Annotated in this window: 1 protein-coding gene; it reads right to left on the minus strand. The window is 68.2% G+C overall.

The window, feature by feature from the left end; genetic code table 11:
- Positions 1-90: 90 nt before the first annotated feature.
- Complete coding sequence (locus K9U41_RS22580; RefSeq protein ID WP_282643083.1) at positions 91-2,130, minus strand: acyltransferase family protein; 2,040 nt, start codon at positions 2,128-2,130, stop codon at positions 91-93.
- Positions 2,131-2,255: the final 125 nt, after the last annotated feature.

Below are 2,255 nucleotides of genomic sequence, written 5' to 3' on the forward strand. Positions count from 1 at the left end.
ATAAGTATACGAGACCCGCCCTCCCCCGCAAGCGGGAGAGGGTTTCCGGGCCAGCCCCGTCGCAGCAGCCGCCCGTCCGTCCGCCCGCGCCTACTGCGCGCTGGCCCCCGGGCGGACGGCACCGGCCAGCGCCGCCGTCAGGATGCCGCGCAGCCGGGCGTCGACGCTGAACACCCGCGCGCCCGTGGCCGACAGGTGATCACCGTCCACGTAGAAGAAATCCTCCCCCTTGCTGGCCCGGCAGCGGTCCTGGTCGCAGAACACGTCGGACAAAAGGAACACGTCGGTGCCCTTGTGCCGCGCCGCCGCCCGAGCCAGCAAGGCGTTGCCGTCGGCGAGGTAGAAGAAGGCATCGGCCCGCGACTGGGAGAGGCAGGCGTTGGAATCGCCGCCGTAGAATTCCTTCCACGCGAAGCAGTGGTTGGGGGCATAGCGATATTCCGGCGCCTGCCCCACCAGCAGCACCCGCGCGCCCAGGGCGGTCACGGCCTCGATGGTGGTGTCGAGCCCTTCAAGCAGCGACTTGAAGAGTTGCTCGACCTCCGGCGGCTCGCCGCCGCGGCCCCGCATGAGGGCGGCATTCAGCGCCGGCCCGCGGGTGACCAGGGACCAGCGGGCCACCAGAATCACCAGCTTGGGCTTCACCTGCCGGATCTCCGCCAGCACGGTCTCGTTGAAGGCATTGCAGGCCCCCGGCGGGCCGATGCCCCTGGACCGCGCCGCGCTGAGCAGCGGCGGGCAACCCGGCATGGTCATCATGCGCGTGGTCAGGCCCAGGCGTTCCAGTTCCTCCGCAAAGCCGATGAAGGCGGCGCCGGAATGGGAATCGCCCCACACCACCGCGTCGTAGCGGCCCTCCGCGGCCTTGGCGCCGCGCGCGCAGTCGGCGATGGGTGCCAGATCACGCGGGCGCCAGCCTTCCGGCATGTTGTTGCAGTTCTTCTGGGACCGGCTCTGGTCGTCGGCCGCCGCCTCCGCCGCGGCGCCGCGCGGGGAGATGGGCCAGAAGCCCCGGCCCGCCTGCGCGATGCCGGCGGAAACTCCCACCGCCACCAGGATCGCGGCCGCGCCGGCGCCGAAGCGCGCGAGGCGATTGCCGCCCAGCGCCTGCGGCCGGCGCAGGGGCGTCTCCACATATTTCAGCGACAGCGCCGACAGCAGCACCGCGAACAGGACCACGCCCCCCGATTCGAAATAGGTGAGCGCGCGTCCCTTCCAGACCAGCCCGAGCACCAGCAGCGGCCAGTGCCACAGATAAAGCGAATAGGAGAGGCGCCCCATGTAGACGAAGCCGGGCAGGCTCAGCACGCGCGAGACCACGCCCTCCGGCGCGCAGGCCCCGGCCCAGATCACCGCCACCGCGCCGAGCACGGCGGGCGCGGCGGCAAGGCCGGGAAACGGGGTGAGGTAATTATAGGCGAACACCGGCACGATGATCGCCGCCATGCCGGCCAGCGCCACCCAGGCCGCGATTTTCGGCGCCACGCGCGGCCACGCCACGAGGGCGAGCATCGACCCCGCCATCAGCTCCCAGGCCCGGCTCATGGGCATGTAGAACGCCATGGAGGGGGCATCGCCCAACGCGATCTGCGCATAGACCAGCGAGGCCACCGAGATGACCGCGATGGCGGCCACCGCCAGCGTCCGCCCGCCGAACCGCAGCAGGGCGAACAGCAGCAGCGGAAAGACGATGTAGAACTGCTCCTCCACCGCCAGCGACCACAGGTGCAGCAGCGGCGTATCATTGGCCTTCGGCCCGAAATAATTGAGCGCCTGCTCGAAATAGATGTTGGCGTAGAACAGCGCCGAGGGCGGCAGCGACTTGGCGTACAGCACCATCTGCCGCGGCAGAAGGATGTGTGCGGCGAGCAGCGTCGTCACCGCCAGCACCAGGAACAGGGCGGGAAAGATGCGCCGGATGCGGCGATCATAGAAATCCAGCAATGAAAACGTGCCGGACTTGATTTCCCGATAAATAATCGAAGTAATCAAAAAGCCAGATACGACGAAGAAGACGTCAACTCCGATATAGCCGCCGGTAAAGGGCGGGATATGGCTGTGGTACAGAACGACACTTCCGACCGCAACCGCACGCAAGCCGTCCACGTCGGCCCGATAAGCCAAACTCATCCGATTCCGCCCTGATCCGTGACGCTTTCACGTCCTCTCCGCCAGCTTTCCATAACCCAGCGGCTCGGAGCCGGCAAATCCGGGGGCGGGATGTGAGGTGGGCTGGGGAGGGAGAGGTATCTCGG

Origin of the sequence: Xanthobacter autotrophicus (genome assembly GCF_029991245.1) — a bacterium.
Taxonomy (GTDB): Bacteria; Pseudomonadota; Alphaproteobacteria; order Rhizobiales; family Xanthobacteraceae; genus Xanthobacter; species Xanthobacter autotrophicus_C.

Bases quoted from the DNA above. Each gene is read 5' to 3' on its own strand.
- K9U41_RS22580 (WP_282643083.1), bottom strand. From the start codon at position 2,130: ATGAGTTTGGCTTATCGGGCCGACGTGGACGGCTTGCGTGCGGTTGCG.